19 protein-coding genes and 1 pseudogene are annotated in these 19,225 nt (G+C 46.4%); 5 read left to right on the forward strand and 15 right to left on the reverse strand.

The window, feature by feature from the left end:
- Positions 1-123: 123 nt before the first annotated feature.
- From QZW47_RS03405 to fraC, 3 genes are all read right to left on the reverse strand, one after another.
- The gene (locus QZW47_RS03405; protein WP_293123892.1) at positions 124-897 is read right to left on the reverse strand and encodes an ABC transporter permease; all 774 of its coding nucleotides are present in this window, start codon (positions 895-897) and stop codon (positions 124-126) included.
- 304 nt (positions 898-1,201) lie between these two features.
- The gene (locus QZW47_RS03410) at positions 1,202-2,200 is read right to left on the reverse strand and encodes a DUF5357 family protein (RefSeq protein ID WP_293123895.1); all 999 of its coding nucleotides are present in this window, start codon (positions 2,198-2,200) and stop codon (positions 1,202-1,204) included.
- Between the two features lie 5 nt (positions 2,201-2,205).
- Positions 2,206-2,724: a filament integrity protein FraC gene (fraC, locus tag QZW47_RS03415; RefSeq protein ID WP_293123898.1), complete on the reverse strand. Its 519-nt coding sequence runs from the start codon at positions 2,722-2,724 to the stop codon at positions 2,206-2,208.
- Between the two features lie 229 nt (positions 2,725-2,953).
- Here fraC and QZW47_RS03420 point away from each other — a divergent pair, with 229 nt between their 5' ends.
- Together QZW47_RS03420 and QZW47_RS03425 are read left to right on the forward strand one after the other, a co-directional pair.
- Entirely contained in the window at positions 2,954-4,087 is a 1,134-nt protein-coding gene (locus QZW47_RS03420; protein ID WP_293123901.1) for a cob(I)yrinic acid a,c-diamide adenosyltransferase, read from the forward strand.
- 468 nt (positions 4,088-4,555) lie between these two features.
- A complete protein-coding gene (locus QZW47_RS03425) occupies positions 4,556-6,532 on the forward strand; it encodes a calcium-binding protein (protein ID WP_293123904.1) in 1,977 nt (658 codons plus the stop codon).
- A 316-nt stretch (positions 6,533-6,848) separates the two neighbouring features.
- Here the strand turns inward: QZW47_RS03425 and QZW47_RS03430 are convergent, their stop codons facing one another.
- The 4 genes from QZW47_RS03430 to petN all read right to left on the reverse strand — a co-directional run bounded on the left by QZW47_RS03430 (position 6,849) and on the right by petN (position 8,337).
- The gene (locus QZW47_RS03430; RefSeq protein WP_293123907.1) at positions 6,849-7,037 is read right to left on the reverse strand and encodes a CsbD family protein; all 189 of its coding nucleotides are present in this window, start codon (positions 7,035-7,037) and stop codon (positions 6,849-6,851) included.
- A gap of 174 nt (positions 7,038-7,211) precedes the next feature.
- Entirely contained in the window at positions 7,212-7,346 is a 135-nt protein-coding gene (locus tag QZW47_RS03435; RefSeq protein ID WP_293123910.1) for a hypothetical protein, read from the reverse strand.
- Positions 7,347-7,552: 206 nt separating this feature from the next.
- Positions 7,553-8,155, reverse strand: a complete 603-nt coding sequence (locus tag QZW47_RS03440) for a DJ-1/PfpI family protein (protein WP_293123913.1) — start codon at positions 8,153-8,155, stop codon at positions 7,553-7,555.
- 92 nt (positions 8,156-8,247) lie between these two features.
- On the reverse strand, positions 8,248-8,337 hold the full coding sequence (petN, locus tag QZW47_RS03445) for a cytochrome b6-f complex subunit PetN (RefSeq protein WP_071883976.1): 90 nt from the start codon (positions 8,335-8,337) through the stop codon (positions 8,248-8,250).
- Positions 8,338-8,419: 82 nt separating this feature from the next.
- Here petN and QZW47_RS03450 point away from each other — a divergent pair, with 82 nt between their 5' ends.
- Positions 8,420-8,902: a hypothetical protein gene (locus QZW47_RS03450; protein WP_293123944.1), complete on the forward strand. Its 483-nt coding sequence runs from the start codon at positions 8,420-8,422 to the stop codon at positions 8,900-8,902.
- Between the two features lie 112 nt (positions 8,903-9,014).
- Here QZW47_RS03450 and QZW47_RS03455 read toward each other — a convergent pair whose 3' ends face one another.
- The 6 genes and pseudogenes from QZW47_RS03455 to QZW47_RS03480 form a co-directional block, all read right to left on the reverse strand.
- Positions 9,015-9,692, reverse strand: a complete 678-nt coding sequence (locus tag QZW47_RS03455) for an SDR family oxidoreductase (RefSeq protein WP_293123946.1) — start codon at positions 9,690-9,692, stop codon at positions 9,015-9,017.
- A 487-nt stretch (positions 9,693-10,179) separates the two neighbouring features.
- A complete protein-coding gene (locus tag QZW47_RS03460) occupies positions 10,180-10,797 on the reverse strand; it encodes a bifunctional 2-polyprenyl-6-hydroxyphenol methylase/3-demethylubiquinol 3-O-methyltransferase UbiG (RefSeq protein ID WP_293123949.1) in 618 nt (205 codons plus the stop codon).
- Positions 10,798-10,961: 164 nt separating this feature from the next.
- Positions 10,962-12,005: a biotin synthase BioB gene (gene bioB, locus QZW47_RS03465; RefSeq protein ID WP_293123952.1), complete on the reverse strand. Its 1,044-nt coding sequence runs from the start codon at positions 12,003-12,005 to the stop codon at positions 10,962-10,964.
- A gap of 17 nt (positions 12,006-12,022) precedes the next feature.
- Positions 12,023-13,333, reverse strand: coding sequence for an adenosylmethionine--8-amino-7-oxononanoate transaminase (bioA, locus tag QZW47_RS03470; RefSeq protein WP_293123955.1), 1,311 nt, complete (start codon positions 13,331-13,333; stop codon positions 12,023-12,025).
- A gap of 321 nt (positions 13,334-13,654) precedes the next feature.
- Positions 13,655-15,067 carry an adenylate/guanylate cyclase domain-containing protein gene (locus tag QZW47_RS03475; RefSeq protein WP_293123959.1) on the reverse strand — a complete coding sequence of 471 codons (1,413 nt, stop codon included), beginning with the start codon at positions 15,065-15,067 and terminating at the stop codon, positions 13,655-13,657.
- A gap of 261 nt (positions 15,068-15,328) precedes the next feature.
- Positions 15,329-15,505 (reverse strand): annotated as a pseudogene (locus QZW47_RS03480) (adenylate/guanylate cyclase domain-containing protein); the annotation flags it as partial.
- A 358-nt stretch (positions 15,506-15,863) separates the two neighbouring features.
- Between QZW47_RS03480 and QZW47_RS03485 the strand changes: the two are divergent.
- A complete protein-coding gene (locus QZW47_RS03485; RefSeq protein ID WP_293123962.1) occupies positions 15,864-16,610 on the forward strand; it encodes a trans-aconitate 2-methyltransferase in 747 nt (248 codons plus the stop codon).
- A gap of 97 nt (positions 16,611-16,707) precedes the next feature.
- Here QZW47_RS03485 and QZW47_RS03490 read toward each other — a convergent pair whose 3' ends face one another.
- Together QZW47_RS03490 and QZW47_RS03495 are read right to left on the reverse strand one after the other, a co-directional pair.
- Entirely contained in the window at positions 16,708-17,091 is a 384-nt protein-coding gene (locus QZW47_RS03490; protein ID WP_293123966.1) for a hypothetical protein, read from the reverse strand.
- Positions 17,092-17,434: 343 nt separating this feature from the next.
- Complete coding sequence (locus tag QZW47_RS03495; RefSeq protein WP_293123969.1) at positions 17,435-18,325, reverse strand: ABC transporter permease; 891 nt, start codon at positions 18,323-18,325, stop codon at positions 17,435-17,437.
- Positions 18,326-18,649: 324 nt separating this feature from the next.
- Here QZW47_RS03495 and QZW47_RS03500 point away from each other — a divergent pair, with 324 nt between their 5' ends.
- Positions 18,650-19,018, forward strand: a complete 369-nt coding sequence (locus QZW47_RS03500; RefSeq protein ID WP_293123972.1) for a hypothetical protein — start codon at positions 18,650-18,652, stop codon at positions 19,016-19,018.
- Positions 19,019-19,225: the final 207 nt, after the last annotated feature.

A 19,225-nucleotide genomic window follows, 5' to 3' on the forward strand; every position in this document is an offset into this window, starting at 1 on the left:
TCGAGCTTGCCGATCGATAACCTTGTCTCTATTTTAGCGCGCTAATTCGATAATAAAATTGGTTTGTAGTGAGGACTTTAGTCCTATTCATGGATGCGGACTAAAGTCCTCACTACGAACCATTTAAAATTCTCGCCGCGAAAATATGGCGATCGCCATTGATAGCAGCAGCACCACATACAACAAACCGTAGGCCGCATCTGTAATCAAACCCGCCAAGTAAGGAACTTGCCCGTAAACAGCATCGTTTCTCAAATTAAACCTGGCTAAATCCGGCAAAACCAGATAAAGTCCCATCATCAATTGTTCCATGCCAGGATTTTTAGCTAACTTACCCAACGCGACTAAATCCCGCGTCGAGTGTCCCACTAAATAAATACCAAATGTCAGTAAAGTTGCCAGCAGCGAACTGCTAAAAACTCCAAATAAAATGCCGACACCGGCCATCAGGCACAACTCAAACCATAGAAAAAGCGACGCGACTAAAATGCTTGTCCAAGGGTAAGGAATGCGACTCAAGCTGAGAATAGCCAGATATATAACAGTCATTGCCGCTACCAGCACCGCCAGCACTGCCGACAAGCCTAAATGCTTGCCCACAATTAACTCAGCCCTACTAATCGGTTTGGCAACTAACAGATATACAGTCCGCTTTTCAATTTCTTTGTTTACCAGTCCGGTAGCCACAAAGACTGTGGCAATTAGACCGAGCAAGCTCATAGACGCCAAACCGATATCTAAAATAATTTTATTTTCGGTTGTCGCCGCCAATTGCGGTATCAACCGCACCGAGGCTCCCATTAACAGAGCAAAAATAATAATTAAGTACAAAATGCGATCGCGAATTACTTCCCAAAATACATTAGTCGCGACTGTCAAGATTCTTCGGAAATTCATCTAGTTATTAACCTGCTGGAAACTTTCGCAATACTAAGAGTCTAAGCAAGAAGCAAGTTCGGCCAACGAACAATGTACGGCATTTAACCGAGGTAAGTTGAGGGTATAATTTCAGCGTCAAGATTTTTCTCGCTCTCCCTCACTCTCCCCATCTCCTAGCTGCGGGAGACAGGCTCAGGGAGCAGCTACCCCTTGGCAAAAAGCATTTTTGCCGAGAGTGTTAGCACTTCAAGAGCTCGCGAGTATATCGTAATCGCGAACTCTCGACTGCACCACAACAGCAAAACTGAGATGCTCCCCAGGCTCAGACTTGACTGTCTCCCGCAGTTCCATTTTTTTTCTGTCCGGGTTGAGAGCGTTTGATGGCGTCGCAGGTTACAGTCGCCCGATTGCCTATATCGGTCAAATCGCAAGATTTGGTAAACGAATATATTTGCGGTCTAAAAACCAGCCCCAGCCATGTTGCCTGCATCTCTAACTGATAGCGAGACTGTCCCTGGACGACCGAAGTTTTGACATCCCAGCTCGCATCTTCTGGGACTATGCTAATTGTTTTTAACGCTTGATTCTTCAGAAAAAATCGCTCATTGTCAATATCTATTAACATTTGCTCAATCTGCGGCCACGGTTTGGTGCGGGCTTCATTTTGTAGGTATCGCTCCATAGCATTGAGAATGACAACTCCTCGGGAACGATTAATCGTTGGCTGTTGAAACGTCACCACATAATCGCTTTTCCTCAAATCCTGGGATAAAACGCTCGGATACTGTTCTACCCAACCTTGAATTAAAAAGTGAAATCCAAACCAACAGGAAAATAGCACGTGAATTAGGGTAATCATCAAAAACTGAGGCTGCACCAACGACCTCATACCTTCCCGTTTTGACTCGCTATTCCAAATCTTGATTACAGCCAAAACTATTACTGCTATAATTGGGCCGCATATCCATGCTATTTCCTTTCTGTCTGACGGCAATCTGATCAGCAACCACAAGCCAATTAAGAAGCTTGTCACCCACGGACTCAAACTTACTTTGTTAATCACAAAAGGTTGCTGGCTGGTCAGCAAACCCATTGACAGTATAAAAAATAACCAGCTCATATCAAACATCAGAGTTCTCGTCGCCCAGTCTGTGACTGCCGCCACCGAGAGTAAAGCTAAAAAGATGCTGAGCAGTAAAGGCGTCTTCCAGTGGACAACTTTAGGCGGCATTATCGCCTTTTGGAATTTTTTATTGGTTTCCCAAAGGTTGTTCGTCAGCTTTGTGAGTTGCTGAGTCACATCCAAAAATTGCTTCATCATAGATTTCAATTAACGCTTTGCAAAAACAACACGGTTAAAATAACGAAATTGCTAACAGTGTGGGCGATCAAAACTGCCCCAAACTGCGTAGTTACTCGAAAAGTCTTTTTGGGTGGGCGGCGGCTGAGGGTGGGCGGCCCTAAAAACTGAGGTACTGAGGCTTTTTTGTTGCCTGTTACCATGTTTTCTATAAATTCTAATCCCTGCCATTTGGCGAGAAAAGTAATTGCCAATACAGTCAGTGCGATCGTAGTTATTGCCGGGTAAGTATCCGGGCCTCCGCCTAATAAAATATAACCGATCAGTTGTTCTCGCAAATCTTTGGAAATAACGCTTTCGATGCCGAAAAAAACTAACCAACCTACGCAGGTGCAAGCGAGATTGAGGATGGCTGTATATTCAACGCTGGTTTTGGGGCCGAGTTTCAGTAGTTTTTGGAGAAACCACGATTCGATCGCGATCGCCAAAAACATCATTAAAATTTGCACCAAAACAGTCCGAAATGGGAAAACACTCGCAATCATAAGCATTCAGGTATATCAGCCCGTGTTAGATTTTAATTGTACATCACAGGGGAATAATCAAGAGCCGCAGGTTTTAGCCCCTAATCGCCTTCGATCGCCCTTCTCAACATCAGGTCGTTGAGGTTGTATCCTATAATCTTTTGAGATCGCCCAACAGAATGCAAATATTAAACATTCAAGGGGCGCGATCGAATACCCACCCCGAGACAGACTCAAATAACTGCTGATTATGGTAAGGAATGGCATTGGTATTCGGACAGCCTCATCCCGCTCGGAACGCGCCGCAGGTCAGGTTCACGTCTATGACGGCGCAGGTAAAGGCAAGTCTCAGGCAGCTTTGGGAGTAGTGTTGCGCTCGATCGGGCTGGGTATCAATTCAGACTCCCCCACACGAGTCTTGTTGCTGCGCTTTCTCAAAGGCCCGGGCCGCTCCTACGACGAAGACGGGGCAATCGAAGCCCTGCAACGGGCATTTCCGCACTTGATCGACCAAGTACGCACCGGCAGAGCCGAATATTTTGGGGCCGAAGCAATCACCCGCTTCGATCGCGCGGAAGCTCAGCGGGGCTGGGATATCGCCAAAGGAGCGATCGCCAGCGAACTCTATTCCGTCGTGGTACTAGACGAACTAAACCCCGTATTGGACTTGGGTTTGCTATCAGTAGACGAAGTAGTCAAAACCCTCAAACACAAGCCCGAATATTTAGAAGTAATCGCCACAGGCCGAGCGGCCCCCCAAGCTTTGCTGGAAATTGCCGACTTGCACTCAGAAATGAAGCCCCACTACCACCCCGCAGCCTCAGAACACAATATTTCCGGTATTGAAATATACACCGGAGCCGGCAAAGGCAAATCGACTAGCGCCTTGGGCAAAGCTTTGCAGGCAATAGGTAGGGGAATTAGCCAAGACCAATCTCACCGCGTGTTAATTGTGCAATGGCTCAAAGGCGGTACTGGTTATACAGAAGATGCGGCGATCTCCGCTTTGCGACAAAGCTACCCGCAGCTAGTAGACCACCAGCGGTGCGGTCGAGATGCTATAGTTTGGCGGGGGCAACAGCAAGAGTTAGACTGCATCGAGGCAGAACGCGGCTGGGAAATCGCTAAAATGGCGATCGCCAGCGGCTGGTATAAAACGATTATTCTCGACGAACTCAATCCCACAGTAGACTTAGAACTGCTGCCGGTAGAGCCGATCGTCGAAGCGCTACTACGCAAGCCCCGCGATACAGAAATAATTATCACCGGGCGCTGCCACAAACCCCATGCTTACTTTGACTTGGCAAGCGTACACTCAGAGGTATACTGTCACAAACACTATGGCGATCGGGGCGTAGAACTAAAGCGGGGTGTAGACTTTTAGACCTCCCAGCGGTGCCTCGTGCGGGCTGTGCACCAGAATTATATAAAAACGGCCCTGCCTGGAAAACCGGAAATTACCACAAAGCCTTGTAACCAAGTAACCAATCTCCCGATTTTTCTTGTCTTCCCATCGCCCGATCGGCCTTTTTAAATCTTTAATTTCCGACAAGAAGACGCGATCCCCGACCGCCAATCTAGAATGGAACATTCAGAATATCAGCCGCGTCTTAAGAGAGCGTGAGCACCTGAGACTGTGCAAAAAGATTATTAAAGGGTGAAGACATTGAAAATAAAAGCTTACAAGCAAAAAGTCGGTGCGGGAGAAAGTCTAGACAGGGTTAACGCCAGTAGGCTAGACTTGCGGCTGGCAAACCGGTTAAACTACAGCGGCATCCAAACATTCGGTGTTCTAGGCAGTGTCTGTAGTCGCACAAGCGATGACCAACAAGAAGTAGAGGAGTGAAGCTGTATGACAACGTTAACTGACAATGCTGATCAAATTAGTTTAAATACTCCGGGACTGGGCCCGGATACCATCTTCGCCTTAGGAGGCGGAGATTTAATTACAACTTCCACCCTCGGCGGTAGTTTAATATTTGGCCAAGGCGATAACGATACTTTGATTTCAGTCGGCCCCAACGATACTTTGGTAGGCGGCCCGGACGAAGATTCATTAGTAGGCCAGCGCGAGCGGGTTTTGATGTTTGGCGACGCGGGCAATGACACTCTAGTCGCTCAAAGCCGCAACGCCACGCTGTTCGGCGGTTTGGGAGATGACTTGCTCCAAGGTACGGTAGATGCGAACCTCGAGTTTGGTAATGAGGGCAGCGATACGATGCTCGGTGGCGGGCTCGGAAGAGACTCGCTCTACGGCGGCAAGGGCAATGACTCCATCGGCTTCTTCATCGCAGGCGGACGCAACAACCTCGGTCTTGGCATCGGCGCCAGCGCTGGTGGCAATGCAGGTAGCAACTACTTGCGGGGCGATTTGGGCGACGACTACATTGTAGGTATCAATCAGAAAGATACTCTGTTCGGCGGTAAAGGCAACGACACACTGTATGGTGTCGCCAGCAACAGCTATCTGTCCGGCGATGATGGCAACGATACCTTAGTCATTAGCAACAGTACCCAAAGCAGCCCGTTTTCTGCCAGCATCATCACGATCGGCATTGAGAAAACCACCTTGCTAGGCGGTCTCGGCAACGATTCTCTCGTCGGCGCCATCGGCGACTTTGGTGGCGGCAAAAACTTCTTGGACGGCGGCGACGGCAACGACACGATCACGGTTTTTGCTACGCAGGACACCGCCTTCGGAGGTGCAGGCGACGACTTCATCCGGTCGTCTACGGTGACGAATGTAATTTCCAGCCAAGGTGGCTTGAGTTCGTTTCCTGGCTTCGCGGGTCGCAACTTGCTCGACGGCGGCGAGGGCAACGACACGATCGTAGCAGCTTATTCCACAGATACAATGATCGGCGGCGGCGGCAACGACAGCTTGAGCGGCGTCTTTACTCAAGCCTCCGGTGGAGATGGCAACGACACGATCAATGCCTCTTTTGCGGGTACTAATACTCTGCTGGTTACTCTCGACGGCGGTCTGGGCAGCGATTTCTTAATTGGCAACAGCACCCCCGGCGCCATTAACTTCATGAATGGCGGTGAAGGAGATGACAACATCCTGTTTGGCGGTGTGCGCGATCGATTAATTGGCACGCTTAGCGGTAACGACACCATCTCCTATGCTACGGGTGTCAACTTTACCGGCCAAACATCACCAAACGTGATTACGGATAACTTGGGCGCCAACTTCATCACTGGCGGCAACGGCACTGATGTCATCACTACCGGTGCTGGCGACGACATACTGTTCGGCGGCCCCAGCAATCTTGCTGTCGCAGGAGTTGATGGGAACGATACCTTAAATGCTGGTGGCGGAAACGACACCCTGTTAGGCGGCTTTAACGAGGACTTTTTGATCGGAGGAGACGGCAACGACTCTCTCGGCGGCGGGCCCGGTGCAGACACGCTGATTGGCGGCGCGGGCAATGACAGCTTCTACTACGACAACTTCGGCGAGGGCTTCCAGATCGGTCCCAATGGCGTGGCGGTGGGAAGCAACCCAGACCAAATCGGTGATTTTGTAGTGGGTCAAGACAAGATAATCTTGAATCAAGCTAGCTTCCAATTAGGTCAATTGACCGCTGGGTCATCTCAACTTGCTTCTAGCGCCTTCTTAGTGGTTGACAATGGTTCTTACGCCGATCAGGGGCAGCCTGGAGCGGCGGCTGGAGCGCTGCTTGTTTATGAAAATCGACTGAATGTAAACGATAACACGGGTCGCTTGCTGTACGACCCTGACGGTTCTGGGCCGCTGAAAGCCGTTGTACTGGCAAACCTGAATGGCAAACCAGGCTTGGGTAGATCAGATATTATCCTGATTTAATTTAGGTGGGTGCGAGTGGTTTTGGAAAAAGCGATCGCCCGCGCTAACTCTAAAAACTAATTGTGCGATGTTTCGAGCTAGGGAATCAATTCCCTAGCTTTTTTATTGGCAGCGATTTTTAGGGACTCGGCGGTTGAAACCGCGACTATACAAACGAAGTCCACCTCCGTGGACTGAAGAATTAAGAGGTATTAAAGCCAGATTTTGTATGACGCATTACAAGTTTGGGCGATCAAAAAAAATCCAGCAAACCATATCGTTTGCTGGATTCAGTAGGCAGGAAACTTTTAGCGAATACTGTGACGAAGCAAAGTGACTAAGCTCGATCTACAATCTCTTTTGCTTTATCTTTGAGGTCTTCTTTCATGTGGATTGCTGAGGCTTCGTCCTGCTTGGCTTGACCTTCTAATTTATCTTTCTGGTTGCCTGTAACTTCGCTCACAGCTTCTTGAATTTTGCCTTCAATATTCTTAGCTGTTGCTTCGACTCTATTTTCAATGCTCATTATTTTTTATTTTAACTCTACAACTACTAAGATAGGATTTTGTAGTTGAGTCTGACTCCCTCTTGAGATAGATTTGCCACCATGTTCAAAATTAGATGCTCGCTCTAAGTTAGGGGCGAGCATCTGTAGGGAAACGGCATTGCTGTTTCCGGCGCAGGCTTCGGCGCCGTTTCCCTAGGTTTCAGAATTGGTATAAGTTGCAGGTGCGATCGCAATTTCTATAAGTTTAAGTTTGGAAGAAGAACCGGATTTAATGGCGATCGCACATTTCGGCACTTTAAACTTTTTCGCCAACAGCACAATAAACAATAAACAGTTGACAGTTGACTGTTGACTGTTGACTGTTGACTGCTTGCGCTGAGCGAAGTCGAAGAGTTGACTGTTGACTGTTTATTGTTTATTGTTTATTGTTTATTGTTGACTGTTTATTGTTGACTGTTGACTAATGACTAATGACTAATGACTAATGACTAATGACTAATGACTAATGACTAATGACTAATGACTAATAACTTTCAAGAAACGGCGACTTTTTCGGAATGTTCGATTTTTGTTCCCAAAACTTTGAGAAATTCAGCCAACCAGTTAGGATGGGCTGGCCACGCGGGGGCTGTGACTAAGTTGCCATCGACTACGGCTTCGGTAACGGGAACTTCGGTATATTTGCCGCCGGCCCGGAGTACGTCGGGGCTGCAAGCTGGGTATGCGGTGCAGCGTTTGCCTTCGAGTACGCCGGCGGCGGTGAGGACTTGCAATCCGTGACAAATAGATGCGATCGGCTTTTTGCTGTTGGCAAAGTAGCGGGTAATTTGCAGCACTTTTTGGTTGAGGCGGATGTATTCTGCGGCCCTTCCTCCGGGGATAATCAAAGCGTCGTAATCTGCGGCGTTGATTTCGTCAAAAGTTGCGTTTAAAGTAAAGTTGTGACCGGGTTTTTCGCTGTAGGTTTGGTCGCCTTCAAAGTCGTGAATTGCGGTGCGAATTGTTTGGCCGGCAGCTTTTTCTGGGCAGACTGCATGGACGGTGTGACCTACCATTTGTAATGCTTGGAATGGTACCATTACTTCGTAGTCTTCAGCAAAGTCGCCGACTAGCATTAATATTTTTTTGGCTGTCATATTAGTAACTCCTGTTATATTGATTTGGTTAAATAGGATTAAAAAAAAATGCGGGGCAGTTAAAAAGCCTGCCCCGGCATCTATTCTGGAATCTAGAAACCGTTGCGGCCCCAAATTACCATTGAAATTGAGAAGGAGAACAAAACTAGCACTGAAACCCAACCGAGTGACAAAATATCCATAGCTATTTATTGAACAAACTGTACAAAGTGACTCCAAACCTTATGATAAGTCAATTTGAGCCATTTTTGAAGTGAGGACGCTGTGAAGGACTCGTCAAATTTTAGTTTCGCTGAACGGGTAGAATCTTTGAAGGCAGGAAGTGTTGCTGGTTTGTCTTGTTTGCTGGCTTTTGGGTCGATCGCCCTGGTTAACACTTTAATCTTAGCCCAGAGGTGGGATGCTCTGGCGAGTTTGCGGGTAAGGGCAATTGACCTAAATTTTGGATTGAGAGGATTGATGGCACTTTTGGGCGGTTTTTTGTTCGGTGTGACTTACCGCTACGCTATCCGGGGCGATACTAACCCGCAGCTTAAATCTGGTGTGGTGTTGGCTTTTGGGTTGGTGCGGGCTTTTGGACAGTTGGATGCTGGATTTAATTTTGAGGCGGGGAAGATGCCTGTTTTGCAGGAGTTGGTGCCGTTTGCGGTGGTTGGTGTCGAGAGTGTGGTATTATTTGCGATCGCGGGTTTGATGTTGGATTGGGCAATTAGGCGATCGTGGATTCAGCCTTTCGGGCGATCGTAGATAATATCATATCCGGTCGATCGATCGCAAAAACAGTTCGTTCGTAGTGCGGACTTTAGTCCGCTTCATCCAATTTGCGGACTAAAGTCCGTACTACGAACTAATAGCCTTTTTATTCCCAGCCTAATACTTCATATTCTAAATTGCCGTAAACCATTTGCTTGTCAACCGCCGACAAAACTTTATGATTAGCAGCATCGGAAACTAAACACTGACAAACTAACTGCGCGACATCCGCCCGATGAATTGTTCCCGCAATTCGACAATCTTCTGTTAAAACACCATTACCCGTTGCAGGTTCCGATTTCAATCCGCCCGGACGAATCACAGTATAAATCATGCCGCTTGCTATCAAATGATTTTCGGCTTTTTCCTTTTCAATTAACACCGGGCGCAATGTTTCTAAAGCTTGCGGCGGTAAAGCGGCGGCAGTGTTACCGCTACCGATGGATGAGACTAAAATAAATTTTTGCACGCCTGCTTTGACAGCAGCATCAATCAAGTTTTTGTTGCCCAAATAATCGGCTCTTTCTCCATCTTGTGGTAGGCCGCCAATGGTGCTGATTGCAGCATGGATTGGTTCGCTTCCAGCCATCGCAGCTTCGATAGCCGCAGCGTCTAAAGCGTCGCCTGTCATGACTTTGATGCCCATTGCTTCTAATTCGGTACGGTTCGCGGGCGATCGCAAAAGTGCAGTTACTTGCATCTTTTGTGCTACCAGACATTTCGCGATTTCTAAGCCAACGCCTCGGCTAGCACCCGCTAAAAAGATGTGGGATTTATCTGTCATCAGAAAAATGGGTAGAAACCCCGTCCTTATAGGACGGCTTGATATTCCCTTTTGGGAAAGAGGGGTATGGTTGCCCCTCCGTGGAGATATGGTTGTCTCCAAAACTCCCTTGCGGGGTAAAGTTAGCTTCGCCAATGTTTTGAGAGCTTGTTAGACTTGCAGCACTGTTTCAGTGACCTTAAAACTGTTTAACTGCAAATGACAGGGCAGGGGACTAGCTACGCATCCCAGGGTGTCGTGACTCAAAAAACGTAGACTAAGGGAAGTCTGAGGCTGGTCAGGATGGCTGGCAAGAATTTCTTACAAGCCTCATGCCTGATAGCTGAGGTTCCTGACATTAATTTTGTTTTAATTTGTGCAGAAGTTGGTTTTTTTGACTATGGAACAGTATACAACAATCGTCTGTAATTTTTTGAATTGGTTTTTTTTACCGCAGAGGGCGCAGAGGGCGCAGAGGAAGAGAGGGGAAAGATTCGCAATTTCCAATTTACGTTAGATTTTTTTTGCCGACGATTACTACCCAAGATTGGGCTTCGTGAGGCAAGCCGGGAGGGCGATAGTAGTGGCTGACAATGGTAAATCCTGCTTGTTCTAAACAGGGTGTTAAGGTTTCGTATTCCCATCCCGCAGTATACCGTTTTCCTGTCGGCCGTTCGTCGTATCCTTCCCAATTTCCTCGACACATTGACATGACAATTGCACCGCCAATTACTAATGTTTTGTGCAAGTCTTGGAGGACTTTTACCATTTTGTCGCTGGGAACGTGAATTAGGGAAGCATTGGCGAAAATACCGTCAAATTCTGCCTTTGGTAAGTCTAGTTCTAGAAATGATTGTTGCCAAACTTCGCAGCCGGATAACTTCTTGGCTATTTCTACAAAAGCTGGAGTTGCATCTAAGCCTACAACTGTATGTTTTTGGCTCTTGAAGGCTACTAAGTCTCGTCCTGGCCCGCATCCTATGTCGAGGATTTTACCGGGGTTGCGCGGCATGGCAGCGGTCAGTGCATCGCGATTTTGGGATACGTCGTGATGCCATGTTCCTTCTCGGAAAGATTCGGCGGTTGTCTGGTATTCTGCGATCGTAATTTCTTCGCGTTTGTCCACAATTTCCCCTATTGTATTATTTGAGATTGATTGATTGATTGATTGATTAAAGAATACCGGGCGAATAGAATTCGCGTCTACACAGACAAAACCCGCCTCCGCGGGTTGAAGAATGGGCGGTGAAAATTATGTTATTTTCTTGAGTCCGCGGAGGCGGACATCGTTTATCTAGACGCGGTTTCAACCGCCGTCTGATCTTCGGGGGATTCGATCGCAAATCCCTGATCTTCGGGGGATTCGATCGCAAATCCCGCATCTCGAATCATATCCCAATCTTGATTGGCCGCTTGTCCGGGAGTTGTGAGATAATCGCCTACAAAGATCGAATTAGCAGGGTAGAGTCCCAAAGGTTGTAGCGATCGCAAATGCACCTCCCGTCCCCCAGCAATCCGAATTTCTTGGCTGGGAAGCAAAAATCGGAACAAACAGAGAATTCGCAGACATTGGCGCGGATTTAAGCGATTAACCTCCGCAAAGGGTGTTCCGGGAATTGGAATGAAAAAGTTGACTGGTACGCTGGTAACGCCCAAATTCCGCAACGACAGCGCTAAATCGATCGCATCATCATCGGATTCGCCCATCCCCAAAATGCCGCCGGAACAAGTGGTGATTCCGGCTGCTTTGACGTTTTCGACGGTTTCTGTGCGATCGGCAAAAGTGTGAGTTGTGCAGATGTCTTTGTGGTATGATTCGGAGGTGTTGAGATTGTGATTTACGCGATCGACTCCAGCCTTAGCCAAACGGTGAGTTTGCTCCTCGCTCAACAATCCCAAACAAGCGCAAATTTTCAGGTTATGATTGGCTTTGACGGTTTCTACAGCATCCAAAACGCGATCGAAAGTAGATGCGCTAGGTTGGCGTCCAGAAATCACCAAACAAAACGTACCAGCTTTTAAATCAGCCGCACGTTGGGCTGCATCCAGAATTTTTTCCTTAGCTAACAGCGGATACTTTTCAATTTCCGCAGTTGAAATTTTCGACTGAGAACAATAATGGCAATCTTCAGGACAAAGGCCACTTTGAGCATTTAGCAAATAGTGCAACCTGACGCGGTTTCCCCAGTAATGGCGGCGCACCCGATAAGCAGCGTTCAATTGTTCCAGCAAAACCTGATCCGGCGCGCGCAATACGGCTAAAGATTGCTCGCGAGAGAGACATTTTCCCGCCAGCGAGTCATCAGCCAAATCCTTCCAATTGGGTAAATTCATTACTAAAAATTAAGAGTTTACAAAGTATCCAAAACCTGACGAATTACTCGATAAATCGATTCTAATTCATCAGGAGAAATGCAGTAGGGAGGCATCAAGTAAAGCGTGTTTCCCAAGGGGCGTAGCAGAAAACCCGCTTCGAGAAATCTGGCTTTCAATACAGGGGCGATGTCATTAAAATAACCGGAAACGCTTGCCGTTTTCACATCCATTGCTGCGATAGTACCGCAAGTCCGAATCCGTTCGAGTTTAGGATGATCGATCAGCCATTGATTCAGGTATTTATGGTGTAGACTTTCCATTCCTCGATAAGCATTTGGGTTTTGCTCCAAAAGCTCCATAGATGCTACACTCACCGCACAAGCTAAGGGATTTCCGGTGTAAGAATGACCGTGATAAAAAGCTTTGTCCGATTCATCTCGCCAGAAAGCTTGATAAATATCCTCCGATGCCATTGTGACAGCAATTGGCAAGCAGCCGCCAGACAATCCTTTAGACAAACACAGGATATCAGGTGCAGTTGCAGATTTAACAGAGGCAAACAGTTCGCCCGTGCGCCCAAAACCCGTCATCACTTCATCGTAAATCAACAATACATTAAACTGGCGGGCCATTTGTGCGATCGCCCGCAAAAACTCAGGGCGGCACATTCGCATTCCCCCAGCACCTTGCACCAAAGGTTCAATAAAAATCCCCGCATAGCCATTCCCCCCCTTCAACAAAGACTCCAGTTTCTCCAAACACCGCATCTCCTTGCTTTCCACCTCCTCATCGCCGTCAAAAGTTGCAGGAAAAGGCACAACATCCCCAGCAAACATTAAAGGCGCAAAAGGTTCCCACCACAGCGAACTTCTGCCCGCAGACATCGCCCCCACAGTATCGCCATGATAACCTCCCTCAAAACTAATAAACCTAGTGCGGTTAGTTTCTCCCAGATTTCGCCAATATTGGAACGCCATTTTCAAAGCCACTTCAACCGCAGTCGAACCATTATCAGAAAAGAAAATCCGCGTTAAAGAATCAGGCGTATGAGTTATCAATTTTTCAGCAAGTTTCTCGGCAGGTTCGTGAGTAAATCCAGCAAAGATGACGTGTTCTAAATTTTTTGCTTGTTCGTAAAGAGCCTCAGCGAGAACCGGATGACTGTGCCCGTGAATTGTCACCCACCAACTAGAAATGCAGTCAAGAATTTGCCGCCCATCTTCTAATTCCAGCAGCGATCCTTTGCCGCGAATCACCTTCAGCGGTGTAGGAGCAGTTTTCATTTGGGTGAAGGGCTGCCAAATCGGTGAACCAGAAGAATCATGTTCTAAATCTATCGTCATCATTGCCCCTAAAACTAATATCAACTAGCATTCTCACACAGCGCTTTCAACTCAAATATAAATTTTTTCTATCTTTTTATTCTTCTTTATTCTGCTCTTTTCTTCCTTCGTGTCCTTAGCGTCTTCGCGGTTCCTTCAAAAACAAGCTTAGTTAAACTGGTTCCTAGGCTCTGCCTGGGAAGCGACATCTAGAGGCTCTGCCTCGGCTGCAACAAAATTACCAATTACCAATTACCAATCACCAATGACTAATGACTAATGACTAATGACTAATGACTAATGACCAATGACTAATGACCAATGACTAATGACCAGTTAAAGCAGCTACAATTTCCGACAAATCAGCAAATAAGTCGTCATTACTCCTTTGCCTTTAACATTAATTTTACCCCGTTTTTCCAACACATACTTATCTCGCAGCAACTCATAAGTTGAGTTACTCACTTGAATTTTTCCAGGAAGTCCCTGCGATTCCATACGGCTTGCAGTATTCACAGCATCTCCCCACAAGTCATAAATAAACTTTTTAGTGCCGATGACACCTGCGACAACAGGCCCACTATTAATTCCAATGCGGATATTGAGAGGCGCACCGCATTCGTCGCGAAATTTCATGATTTCTTCCTGCATTTCCATCGCCATTTCGGCAATAGATTCTGCATGATTTGTGGAGGGAAGCGGCAAACCGCCTGCTACCATATAATTGTCACCGATCGTCTTAATTTTTTCTAAGCCGTATTTTTCGCTTAAGCGATCGAAAGCTGAAAATATTTTGTTGAGCAATTTGACTAATTCTTCCGGAGACGTGCGGGAAGATATCTCCGTAAAGCCGACAATATCCGCAAACAGCACCGTCACCTCGCCAAATCCGTCGGCAATATTGATTTGCCCTTGTTTTAGGCGATCGGCAATCATTTCGGGTAAGATATTTAGCAATAAGCGTTCCGATTTTTCTTGTTCGGCGCGCAATATTTCCTCAGCTTGTTTCCGCTGGGCGATTTCCTTATATACTCGCTGAAACATTTGATTAAAAGCCACCATGACTTCTCCCAATTCGTCATCGCGCTTGACAGATAGAGAGTAAAAATCAGGTTTTTCTCGATCTTTGCTCAAAGCAACTCCCGCAGCGATTAAGTCATCGCGAAGTCTCAAGATAGGTGCAATTACTGTCGCCCCTAAAAAAAGCATAGTCACAGAAGTGACGAAAGCTGATATAATGATAACTAGAGCAGCAATGCGTCCGATAAATGCGTAGAGTTCCGGTTGAACAGTAGAAGCATCATGTCGAACAATTAACGTATAATCTCCTCCTAAATGTCGCTCTGTCCAAGCAATATCATAGCGCTGGCCATTGGCACTTTTTTTGCGAACTATACGATTATTATTTCGTTCATCTATATTAATTTCTGGTGGTTCACCAAGTGTATATATTAGCTGATGGTTAGCTTGGTAAATAGATAGTCCTAATACTACTTGAGAATCCTTAGTAATATTTTTAACTTGTTCTTCCAACACAGTGCGATCGTAAATATCTTCTTTGAGCAAAACCTCTAGGGACTCAACAGTCACCCGAGACACCTGTTCTAGTTGATTTAAAAGCTCATTTTCTCGCCGAAAATAAGAGGGAACTAAAATAATCCCCTCTATAACCAAAATGCTAGCAAATACCCACAAAGCTATTTGCCTAGACAATCGAGATTTGAAAAAACCCAAGAATGATAAAATACGCACTGACATAAAATTTACTATTGTACAAATGGCTCATTTAGGATATCGGAAAAGAAACCGGGTTGATCCCAATAAATTTTGGGTTTGTCAACGAAGATCGGGCGTATGCTTGAAACCGCGCCTAGATAAACAAAGTCCGCCGACGCTGACTGAAGAAAGAAAACAGCGTAATTTTAACCGCCCAGTCTTCAACCCGCACCAGGCGCGTGAAAGTTTGACAAGAAGCGGTTTCAACCGCCCAGTCTTCTCCTTAATAATATGATAAACAAATTAAGCCGAAACTGCCCTAACTAATCTGCCTCTAAGCAAATAAGTATTCATATCGCCCTTACCTTTGACGTGGATAATTCCTCTATCTTCAAACAAATACTTATTTTGCAAGATATCGTAAGTTGATTTTGTGACTTGAATTGCGCCGGAAATCCCGTGAGATTCCATGCGGGCTGCTACCAGAATTTGCTTGTAAATTAATTGGCTGATGGCAGCCAGACTGCGAGAAATCCACTTTTTCATCCTATCCTCAAGCGTGAGGTTTAATCTTGATTTAATTTGATTTGATGCACTACTAACATAACACTGCTTTTTCAGAGTATTTTGCTGTGGGGCAAGATATGAGAGTGGAAGAAATGTTAATTCTTGTTTACCGCGAGTGTTTCACTTGTCCGTAAAAGTACGCATAACTTTATAACTGCTCTCAGTTGAGTGAAGTACAGGTACTCGGGTAAGCAGACGGCAGTGCGGTGTCCTTACTTAGTTTTTGCTTGATATCGGTTAGGATAGGGGTTGTAGTCTATAATTGGCGATCGTGAATTCTGACTCTACTGTCTCACCTGCGCGCGAAATTTTTCCGGGAGAAGTTTTCGTCAATACGGCGGATTTTGATACTGGTATTCGGCGACTTTTACCTAAATATGACGAAATGCTGGATGTATTAGTAGGCTGCATTGCTAGCGCTAACCACCGCATTTTAGAACTAGGCTGTGGTACGGGGGAACTGAGTTTAAAAGTTCTGCAACGCTACCCGTCTGCGTCAATAGTTGCTGTGGATTATTCGCGGCGAATGCTTGATTTTGCCCGCGCCAAAATAGAGTCGGCAGGATACGCTTCTAGGTGGACTGGTATAGAATTGGATTTTGGAGAATGGGCGAACAATCCAAATTTTTCTGGATTGGGGGATAAATTCAATTCAGGCATTTCATCTCTGGCAATTCATCATCTTGACGACGAAATGAAGCTGAAATTGTTTCAACGGATTCGCGAAAGTTTAGCTGCTGGTGGCTGTTTTTGGAATGCTGATCCGGTTTTGGCAGAATCCGCAGCAATGAAGGATATTTATCAAGCGGCGCGAGAAGATTGGGCGCTAAGTCAGGGGGAAACTTTAGCTGCAATTCGGGCAAAGGTGGGTACGAGTGTGTCCTATGGGTACTCTAATCCCGATCGCCTAGCGACACTTGCGGTACAGTTGGAAATGCTGGCAAATGCTGGATTTGACACTGTAGCAGTTCCTTGGAAATACTACGGTATGGCGGTGTTTGGGGGATTTGTTAGTTAAAGTATTTAGTGATTTAAATTGGGCGATTGAAATCACGTTTAGACAAACAAAGTCCGCCGACGCGGACTATAGAAATAAACAAACAGTAGTTGTAAGTTTAAGGGACGGTAATTTCTGCTGGTGCGATCGCCCCTGGTGCAGGTGCTGCTTGTTTTTCCAGGAGTTGGCGCTGTTTGTTGCGAAATTCTGCGGCCGCATCGTTCAAATTTTGGCGCTGTTCGGTATTGAATTCTTCGATGCTGCGGCCGTTTCCAAATCTGGATCTGTGAATTAAATCAAATATTCCGCCTCCGCTGCTGCGGCCGGAAAAAGGGTCGGTGTTGTCTTTGGTTTGAAAGTCTTGCAGCGGTTGGACGCTATTATTATTTAAACCGCTGGCTTGGGCGAAGGTTGTTTGAGGTGAGAATATTGCACAGGTGGCGATCGCGCTCGCAGCAATCCGAACCATCAATTTACTCGATTTAGCAGTTTTGGTGTTCATAATTTATTAGTCTTACTTTCAAAAAAACAATTGTATCTCAACAATATTCTGACTGGTGGCTAAATATTATATTACTTCGATCGCGATCGGGCTTGCAGGACATAGAAGACCGGGCGGTTGAAACCGCGTCTACACAGACAAAACCCGCCTCCGCGGGTTGAAGAAGACCGGACAGTTGAAATTAGGTTGTTTTTTTCAGAAGACCGGGCGGTTGAAACCGCGTCTACACAGACAAAACCCGCCTCCGCGGGTTGAAGAAGACCAGGCCGTTGAAATTACGTTTTTTTCAGTCGGCGTCCGGCGGACTTGGTTTTTGTAGACGCGGTTTCAACCGCCGTTTTATTTAAGCAAACCGTCGCCGTAGCAGTGGTTGAATGCTGAGGAGCGCCACCAAATCAAACGCCAGCAGCACTAATAAGGCTCCTCCAAAGGTAACTGTACCCCAAGGAGCTTGCATCACGACGCTAGCTAGCGACCAATCGCTGTGGAGGTACAAATAGCGGATGGGTTCGATCGCGTAACTCAGCGGATTGAGAGTGACGACAACTTGCAGCCAGTCTGGCATAAATGACAGCGGCGCGAGGGCTGTGCTGGCAAATAACAGCGGCAAGTTGGTAACAAAAATCACTGCGATTAATTCTACGTGGCCGGGGAGAGCGAAGGCTAAACCGAGACTTAAACCGGTGACTCCCAAAACTAATAGTAGGACAATCAGGGCGATCGCCCCTAGTCCGGCAATTCCAGGTAATCCCGAACCCAGAAAGGCTCCCGCTGTAACGATTGTGCCTGTTTGGATAAAGCTGAGGGTGACGATGAAAATCGCCGAAGCGAGGACGATGGAAAATCTCGAAGCCAGCGGCGCGACTAATAGGCGGTTGAGAAATCCGAATTCGCGATCGAACATAATCGGTAAACCGGCATTCAGCGCCCCTGCAAATGCAGTAAAAACGATCACGCCAGCGCCGAGAAATTGTCCGTAATTCTGGCTTTCGCCGAATAAGCCGGCGGGTGCATTTTTAAACAGAGCTCCGAACAAAACCAACCACATCAGCGGCTGAATAATTCCTGCAACTAAGGTGGAGGGGCGGCGCTGTAGTTGAATAAACAGGCGCTTGGTTAAGGCGAGTGTTTCTTGTATAAAGTCGGCCAACACGGAACTGTTGGGGGGTGTAATGGCCGCTGAGGGCGATCGTTGCTGCTTGAGGTTGTTGGGGGATGTGACAGTACCGCTCATAATTGCTTGTTGTTGATTTTGACTATTGTGATTATTTTTACAGGAAATATGCTGAATGGGATTTTTGCAGGCTGCTTTGATTATAGGCTATTTCGAGTTGAGAGGGCGGGGGTAGTGCGTTCATCGAGTAACTGGCATGACAGGATAAGTTTGTGGTAAAATTAGTGAACGCTACATATTCAGGACTTAACCATCAATAACGTGTTTCTGTCATTGCGAGCTCTTAGCGAAGCAATCGCAGCATCTGTTTTTCACTGGTTATACGTAAGTCCTGATATTAATAATTTAGTTTCAGAACTATTAACAAGATTGGAGGATAAGTTGATGTCATCAAGCGCGATCGCCACTTTGGTCAAAATCATGGAATCTCTGCCAGAAACTGTGCAAGATATAGTTGTTGAACATTTGCGAGAATATATTCGGAAATATAAGATTACTGTTGCTGTGAATTCTGAAGGTAAGCTGGAAATCCCGCCTGAGATTGAAAGTCAACTCAAATCGGGCGATCGATATACAGTGACAATTACAGAAGATAGCATGGTTTTTCAGAAGGTCAAAGCAGGTTTCGACTGGGAAGAGTTGCGGCGACGTATAGATTCATTACCACCCGATCCAAATCCGATGACAATCGAGGAGATTTGTGAAATTGTCCGAGAAGTGCGTCGCGAAAAACAGTCTGAAAGAGAGTCATAGCTATTAGAAGCACTGTATCAGTGTCAGACACAAATACAGTCTAATGCTCAAGTTTTAGAAATACATTCAGTTGCTCAATATCCCAGCCGTCGCGAGTTTATGAAATTGCCCATTGAAGAGAGACGGCGCATTTTAGCAGAACAGGCTGAGGTGATGTTAAGTCATTACCAGGAAGATAAAGAATGGCAATAATTACAGACAGGATAC

This window comes from Microcoleus sp. bin38.metabat.b11b12b14.051 (assembly GCF_013299165.1).
Classification (GTDB): Bacteria; Cyanobacteriota; Cyanobacteriia; order Cyanobacteriales; family Microcoleaceae; genus Microcoleus.